This window comes from Streptococcus sp. HMSC065C01 (assembly GCF_001813525.1).
GTDB classification, from domain to species: Bacteria; Bacillota; Bacilli; order Lactobacillales; family Streptococcaceae; genus Streptococcus; species Streptococcus parasanguinis_V.
Genome location: NZ_KV812830.1, coordinates 119,548 through 127,238, shown reverse-complemented (window position 1 = coordinate 127,238; position 7,691 = coordinate 119,548). Strand labels below are relative to the sequence as shown.

At 42.1% G+C, this 7,691-nt stretch carries 8 protein-coding genes and 1 pseudogene; 1 reads left to right on the top strand and 8 read right to left on the bottom strand.

The features are described from left to right. Positions 1 to 71 precede the first annotated feature (71 nt). Positions 72 to 725: a hypothetical protein gene (locus HMPREF2918_RS01625; RefSeq protein WP_049491623.1), complete on the bottom strand. Its 654-nt coding sequence runs from the start codon at positions 723 to 725 to the stop codon at positions 72 to 74. A gap of 100 nt (positions 726 to 825) precedes the next feature. Here HMPREF2918_RS01625 and HMPREF2918_RS10685 point away from each other — a divergent pair. Next, positions 826 to 918 (top strand): annotated as a pseudogene (locus HMPREF2918_RS10685) (VOC family protein); the annotation flags it as partial. A gap of 205 nt (positions 919 to 1,123) precedes the next feature. Here HMPREF2918_RS10685 and HMPREF2918_RS01620 read toward each other — a convergent pair. The 7 genes from HMPREF2918_RS01620 to glmU form a co-directional block, all read right to left on the bottom strand. Beyond that, positions 1,124 to 3,091 (bottom strand): peptide ABC transporter substrate-binding protein, encoded by a 1,968-nt coding sequence (locus tag HMPREF2918_RS01620; protein WP_049473169.1) that lies wholly within the window; start codon positions 3,089 to 3,091, stop codon positions 1,124 to 1,126. 265 nt (positions 3,092 to 3,356) lie between these two features. Next, complete coding sequence (nth, locus tag HMPREF2918_RS01615) at positions 3,357 to 3,980, bottom strand: endonuclease III (protein WP_070594429.1); 624 nt, start codon at positions 3,978 to 3,980, stop codon at positions 3,357 to 3,359. Positions 3,981 to 4,084: 104 nt separating this feature from the next. Then, positions 4,085 to 4,393, bottom strand: coding sequence for a YjgN family protein (locus HMPREF2918_RS01610; protein ID WP_070594428.1), 309 nt, complete (start codon positions 4,391 to 4,393; stop codon positions 4,085 to 4,087). A gap of 22 nt (positions 4,394 to 4,415) precedes the next feature. Continuing rightward, the gene (locus HMPREF2918_RS01605; protein WP_024055895.1) at positions 4,416 to 5,108 is read right to left on the bottom strand and encodes a 5'-methylthioadenosine/adenosylhomocysteine nucleosidase; all 693 of its coding nucleotides are present in this window, start codon (positions 5,106 to 5,108) and stop codon (positions 4,416 to 4,418) included. Positions 5,109 to 5,132: 24 nt separating this feature from the next. Then, positions 5,133 to 5,468 carry a cell wall synthase accessory phosphoprotein MacP gene (gene macP, locus HMPREF2918_RS01600; RefSeq protein ID WP_070594427.1) on the bottom strand — a complete coding sequence of 112 codons (336 nt, stop codon included), beginning with the start codon at positions 5,466 to 5,468 and terminating at the stop codon, positions 5,133 to 5,135. Positions 5,469 to 5,479: 11 nt separating this feature from the next. Continuing rightward, positions 5,480 to 6,025 (bottom strand): NUDIX hydrolase, encoded by a 546-nt coding sequence (locus HMPREF2918_RS01595; protein WP_003006238.1) that lies wholly within the window; start codon positions 6,023 to 6,025, stop codon positions 5,480 to 5,482. A gap of 9 nt (positions 6,026 to 6,034) precedes the next feature. Beyond that, positions 6,035 to 7,414, bottom strand: a complete 1,380-nt coding sequence (gene glmU, locus HMPREF2918_RS01590; protein ID WP_070594426.1) for a bifunctional UDP-N-acetylglucosamine diphosphorylase/glucosamine-1-phosphate N-acetyltransferase GlmU — start codon at positions 7,412 to 7,414, stop codon at positions 6,035 to 6,037. Positions 7,415 to 7,691: the final 277 nt, after the last annotated feature.

Sequence of the window (7,691 nt, the reverse complement as noted above, 5' to 3'; positions counted from 1 at the left end):
TTTTTTCTGTCTAACTTTTGGGGTGCGGTTCAACTAATCACATTGATTAGTCTCTTTTAGTTTTTTAAGGATTATTTCCCCGGAGTATTCGGATCTAGGCCCCAAGATTGCTCGAGAACAGGTCTTAAGGATTTAATCATATCTTCTGAACCTTGGATTATGATTGTGTATACTTTATCTCCTTTTTGGAATACCCATACGTATAAAGTACTCCCATCTTTAACTGTTACTTTTATTAAGAAAGCGTCCCCACCGGCAAATATAGCTTTTACACCTTCTATACTAGTTCGATTTTTGTGTTTTCCGAATGAGCTATATAAACGGTTCGCAAGTAACTCTGCGTCAAAGGTTTCGTTGGGGCCAAGTTTAACAGTATCTTTAGTGTTTGAATCCATTATTAACGCATTGTTTTTGTCTGGTGATAAATATTCGAGCGCTTTGCTACTTCGAGTAGTGCGTACGACCCAATCTTTAGGGATATTGATATAACCAAATTTTTCATTTCCGATACGTTGAGTATCTGCAAGGGATATTTCTTTTGCCCCAGAAGAAGACCCAGGAGTTGTTGTTTGAGTTGTTGTCGTTGGTGCATCCGTAGTTTCTTTAGTGACTTCAGTTGTTGGTGCTGCTGTAGTTTCGTTTGTTTTCTTTTCTCTATTTCCGCATGCTGCTAGTATAAATGCAGATAGGAGCGTCATAGAACCTAATAAGATTTTGTTTTTCACAATGCTTAACCTCCTTAAGTGGTTGACTTACAAATATTTTATCATTTTTTAGAGTTTATTTAAATAGGAAACGTTTTCGCTAAAAAGCATAGGGTACAACAAAAGAGAATTTCTTGTTGGCGACCATTATATCTATCCTCATGAATTTGCAGTTTTAGATCCAGATGGCTATTTTTTAAGATTTAGTGAATAGAATGATGATCACCCGTCTATAGTTAAGAGGCTGGGCCAAAAGTCCTAGCCTCTTAACTGTTTTTGGATTGCCGAGCAAGATGCAGTGGTTGATCTATCTTTCATCTAAAAGAACGAGATGGACTAACATTCGATACCTAAAAAACCGGAACCCTCACATGAAGGTTCCGACTTTTTTTATCCTCATTGATGGAACAATGATTGATTTATTTTTTCTTTTCGATGTGATCTTTGAGATCTTCTTGAGCTTTTTTATTGGATTCTGCTTTTTTCTTCAACCATTCTTCTTTGGCCTTGTTAAAGTCTTTTGTTGTGACAACATCTTTGGACATTTCAAGGTATTTGTAGAAGGTTCCTGTTCCTTTTGTACCAACCCATGAAGCAGCACGGCTGTATGGTACGGTCCGTTGAAGCATTGGAGCACCACCATTTGAAACAGTTGGAAGCGTAATCGAGCTATCTGTCAACCATGCTTGCGCTGCTGCATATTTTTCATAGCGTTTAGCTTGATCCAACAATTCAGCATCGGCGTCTTTCAACATGTTAGCGTATTGATCCAAACCAACTGTTGCAATGGCTGGATTGTTTGAACCTGCATCAATACCAAGATAGTAGAAGACAGAACCATTTACTGGGCTGATACTTTCGAGGTAAGTCGATGGGTCTTGGTAGTCAGGAGCCCAACCACCGCCTGAGATATCGTAATCTCTCGCAGCAGCAGTATCGCTGAAGTAGGTGATATTTTGGAAATCATCATCCGAAACCTTTTGAAGGTCTACAACGACATTGTCTGCACCAAGCGCTGACTCTACAGATTGTTTGAAGGAGCTAGCTTGTTGGACCATGCTGTTGTCCACTTGGCTGACAATGTAGTCCAAATGAATTGGGAATTGAACGCCTTGTTTTTGCAATTCAGCTTTGGCTTTCGCAAATGAAGCTTTGGCTTTTTCTGGGTTGTAAAGGCTAGTTTGACCATCGGCCAGGCTCACACCCTTCCATTGATCCCCATAGGTAACCAATTGTTTTTCAACGACCTTACCAAAATCTTCTCCATTGACTTGGACATAAGTTGGTGGTACCAAGGTGCTACGAAGGGTATTTTCAGCCGCATCAGATCCAGATACCTGTGCCGCATATGATTTGCGGTCAAAGCCAAAGTTCACCGCTTGACGGAAGTCCTTGTTCAAGATTGCTTTCTTGGTAGAAGCTTTTTGTTCATCCGTTGTTTTGGCAGTGTGGTCATACTTTTGACGGTCCAAGTTGAATCCAAGATAGTAGGATGTTCCTAATTGCAAACCGTAGACAATGTTGTCGCCAAAGTTTTTCTTAACGCTCTTATACGTCGAACTGTTTGGCATAACAGATGCAAAGGAATATTGACCTTTTTCAAAGTTTTTAATGATAGAATCTGGGTTTGATCCATCGTTAAAGGTCAATTTGACATGATCGATATGAACATTTTTCGCATCGTAATAGTCTTTGTTCTTGACCAATTCAATCTCAGATTTTGAAGTCAATGATTTCAAGTAGAATGGACCATTGTATAAGATGCTGCTAGGTTTCAACGAACCAAAATCTTTCCCTTGAGATTTCAAGAAATCCGCATTGACTGGGAAAAGAACACCTGAGGTTGTTTTTGAGTTCCAGAAGCTTTCTGGACGAACCAAAGTATATTGGATGGTGTGGTCGTCTAAGGCTTTGACTCCAACTGTGTTAAAGTCTTTGGTTTCCCCTTTTACGTAGGCATCCAAACCTTTGATCGAATTTTGAATCAAGAAGAGACCTTCTGATTTAGACTCAACCGCGTGTTTGATCCCTGTAACAAAGTCTTGAGCCGTTACAGCACCATATTCTTCTCCTTCACTCGTATACCATTTGGCATCCTTACGAAGTTTGTAAGTATAGGTTAATCCATCTTCAGAGACAGTCCAATCTTCTGCTAGACTTGGCACAAAGTTTCCGTATCGGTCGTTTTCAAGAAGACCATCTACAAGGTTACTTGTGACATCTGAAGTCGTTGTACGAGTTGCAGCGATGTAATCCAAGGTATTTGGATCCGCTGAATAGACGAATGAGTAGGTTGCTTGATTGCTACTACCACCGCCACATGCTGCTAAGAGAAAGGCACCTGCAACAGAAACTCCTGCAAGAGCTAACAGTTTTTTTGCTTTCATCACTATCTCCTTATGTTAGATTTTCTACCATTATACACTATTTCTTACAAAAAACCAAATTTATTTTAAAAAAGTTCGTTATTTCTGAATGAATATAATAAGATATAAAGAAAAAGCATCTTGAAATCGATCTCAAAGAAGCCGGATAGGCGAGTCTAGGCACCTACCACCACAGATTTGCAAAACCGAATCTTTCAATCCTTTTAATAAATATACGTTTAGCCTAAAAAAGAACCTCTGCTCTTTCGAGCAGAGGAACTGATTCCTAATCAAAATGATAGAGTTGTGGGTACTGGTCACATTCAGGATTTTTAGGATGGCAGATAGCCCGTCCAAAGTAAATCATGGCTTGATGGGCAGCCAGCCATTCGCTCTTTGGCAGAACATCCATGACCCGCTTTTCAACTTCCAATGGTGTTGCTGATTTCTTGACGATATCATGGTGCTTGCAGATTCGCTCCACATGGGTATCGACAGCAAAAGCTGGAATGCCAAATCCTACACTCATGACCACATTTGCAGTCTTGCGTCCTACTCCTGCTAGACTTTCTAACTCTTCACGAGTCTGAGGTACTTGCCCATCAAAGTTATCCAGCAATTGTTGGGCACATTTTTTTAGAAATTTGGCCTTATTTCGATAGAGGCCTAATTTAGAAATATGCTTGGCGATATCGGATTCACTGGCTGCTGCCATGGCTTGCGGGGTTGGAAAAGCCGCAAACAAACCTGGTGTCGCTTTGTTAACAGCCGCGTCTGTCGTCTGAGCTGAGAGCATAACCGCTACTAACAATTCAAAATGATTACGAAAATCCAGACTTGGCTTAGCATCTGGGAAGAGGGCGATAATTTCTTCAATCACATGACGTGCCCGTTTCTTTGATAAAACCATATTCTCTCCTTTACATTACTAGTCTTTATTATAGCATGAAAGTTCCCTATTTCTGAAAGATTCGGCTTCAAAAAAGGACTAGTCCGTAGACGAGTCCTTTTCAATTAGTCTATAAAATGAGTATGCTTGGTAATCCATTGAGTGACCTTGATATTTAACCAGAACACATAGATCCCAAATGTAATGATGGTAAAGAACCACCATTTGATCCAATTTCCAAATAACTGCATAGCCGTGCCGTCAAAGTACTGACGACGACCATCAATCACGGTATGCTTGACCTTCCAGTTATACATAATGCACACGCCCCAAGGAGCACAAATCCCAAAAGTCAATACTGTAATGAAGGTTGCTAATAAAACATGGCCAATATATGAAAATAGGCCTCCATCAAAATACGATTCACGATACATGGTCCATCTCCCTATATTTTTTCTACACCAATCTCTTCAAGAAGGTAATCAGGGTTTGAGCAGAGCGTTCGCCAGCCTCTACGATAAATTCATCAAAAGAAATATTGGCTGCGTGATCTGCCGTATCACTCATAGCTCGAATGACCATGAAGGGTCGTCCAGCTGCATGAGCAGCTTGGGCAACGGCTGCCCCTTCCATCTCTACTGCCAATACTTCTGGGAAATGCTCTCGAATTGCTGCGACTTTTTCTTCACTCGCGATAAAGCTATCTCCTGTTGTAATCAAGCCCACATGTGTGGTTGCAGCTTCTTCTTCCAGAACTTTTTTCATTTCTGATACGAAATAGCGACTAGATTCAAAGTAAAGCGGTTGGCCTGCCATTTGACCATACTTATAGCCAAAGGCTGTCACATCCACATCATGATAGGCCAATTTGTCCGCAAGGACGATATCTCCAACAGCCATCCCTGGGGCAACGGCACCTGCAGAACCCGTGTTGATAATGGCTTCCACTTTGAAATCATTGGCCAAGACTGCTACACTCATAGCAGACATGACTTTTCCGATACCACTTTCCACCAAAACGACCTCATGACGTCCAATTGATCCTGTATAGTAGACTTTTCCAAGACGCAGATGCTTTTCCCCATTTTCAAGGGCTTCAACCAAGATCTTCAACTCCTGGGGCATGGCTGCGATAATTCCAATTTTCATGTCATTTCTCTCCTTGTAACGACCTTATAGACGCCAAATAGCAATAATTAAAACAATGAGGAGCACAATGATCCAGAACAAAATCTTATTGAGTTTGGATTGGACCACACTTTGTTTGCGTTCTTCAATGCGACGACTCTTGGTCACTGTGGGCTCCACTTGGATCTGCACCGTATCCTGAGAATAACGCTCTTGTGGACGCTCCATACGACTCTCTCTCATAGGACGTTCATAGCCAAATCCCCTGTGGTCTGTTCGAATAATTTTCGTCTCTTCAGCATCGACCATATTAGGACCGGTGATGTCCTCACCTCGCCTTGCTCGTTCAATCATTTCATCGGTTAATAAAGGTTTTCCCATCGGATCCTCCTCTATTTATTGATTAAGTCCCAATATTGGATCGCCATGATGGTCTTGGCATCACAGATTTCGCCAGTTTGGATCAAATCTTTCGCTTCCTTCAAGGTCACTTCTAATAACTCTAAGGTCTCATCCGCATCTTGTGGACGTGGATTTTCCACCTTTTTCAAGTTGGTCGCACCATAAAGTTTGATCCGCTCATTACAAAATCCAATGGCTGAATAAAAATCATACAACAACTCTAGATCCGCTGTGTAGCCAATTTCTTCTTCCAATTCGCGCAGAGCAGCCGCTTTAGGGTCTGCATTTTCTCCCTTTTCTAACTTCCCTGCTGGAATCTCCACCGAAGTCCTTTCAATCGCCTTGCGGTACTGCTTGACCAAGATCGTTTTCCCATCTTCTGTGATCGGCAAAACCGCTACTGCTCCGTTATGGAAGATTAAATCACGCTGCGCTTGGCCTTTTCCAGCGGGTAGTTCTACTTGATCAGTGACCACTTGGAAAATCGGTCCCTGATAAATCTCCTTGCGCTCAATGGTTTTTTCTTCAAATTGCATGAGAATCTCCTATTTATTTTTAGGATGGTGTGGCAAGCGAAGGGCATACTCTTCTTTATTCACTTGACGGCCACGACCAATCGCAATCGCATCAGCTGGTACATCCTTGGTAATGGTTGATCCAGCACCGACTAAGGAATTGTCGCCTAATTCAACTGGCGCAATAATCGTCGAATTGGATCCGACAAAGACATTGTTTCCAATCGTCGTTTTAAACTTGTGTTGGCCATCATAATTCACTGTGATGGTTCCTGCACCAAAATTAACGTTGCTGCCGACTTCACAGTTGCCGATGTAGGTCAAATGACCTGCTTTGGTATTTTCGCCAATAGACGAACCTTTGACTTCGACAAAGTTTCCAATATGGACATCTTTGGCGAGGCTAGAACCTGGGCGAATATGAGCATATGGTCCTACCGTTACGCCATCAGCTACCGTGCTCTCTTCAATCATGGAGTTGGTAATAACGGCACCTGCCCCAATTTCACTATCCACAATATAGGTTCCATTGGTTAAGACTGTCTCAGCCCCAACTTTTGTGTGGCCTTTTAGGGTAACATTGGCTTCGATTTGCACTTCTGGTGCGATCTCAACATCGACATCGATATAGGCCGCATCTGGATTGACAAAGCTCACACCATTGACCATGTGGGCTTGGTTAATGCGACGACGCATGATGCCTTCTGCTGTTGAGAGGGCCACGCGGTCGTTAACCCCGAGACTTTCATCAAAATCTTTGAGCGTATAAGCCCCAACTTTTTCACCAGCCTCACGGAAAATACCGATGACATCCGTGATATAGTATTCACCTTGGGCATTGTTGGTATTGATATTTTTCAAAGCTTCAAAGAGGCGTGCATTATCAAAGACATAAGTTCCTGTATTGATTTCCTTGATTTGCTTTTCAAAATCTGTCGCATCCTTTTGCTCAACAATTCGAAGCACTTCCGCATTGTCATTACGAACAATCCGACCATAGCCAAATGGATTGGCTGCTTCGGCTGTCAAAATTGTTGCCACATTCTTGTGATTGATATGGAAGTCAATCAAGTGTTTGAGGCTTTCACCCGTAATCAAAGGAGTATCACCTGCGATGACGAGGGTGTGCCCTTCAAGACCTTCCAAGACTGGCTCTGCCATCATGACCGCATGACCAGTTCCCAATTGTTCGGTTTGTTTAACAAACTCTGTTTGTCCAGCTAATACTTGCTCCACCAATTCCGCCTTGTGGCCCACAACCGTTACCGTCTTCTCAGGTGAGATAGCTCCAACACTACGGAAGACATGCTCCAACATAGAGATCCCAGCAACCTTGTGAAGAACCTTGGGCAGATCTGATTTCATACGGGTACCTTTCCCCGCTGCTAAAATAATGGCATAATTTGGCATAACATTTCTCTTTTCTGTACAATATCGCTTACATTATACCATTTTTTGGCCCTTTTGGAAAATAAGACCCAGATCAAAAAACTCTCCTAGAAGGAGAGTCAGATTAAGATCATATCTTCGTTGAGACTTTCCTTGGGTGAGTACGGACATCAGCGAACTTCTTCGAAGTTCCATGATTTAGTTTTGAACCTAAAGTTTCAAAACTCCCGAGCGAAGCTGGGACTAAAGTCCTAGCCTCTCAATTGTTTTTGTATTGTCGAGCAAGACGCAGTGGTTG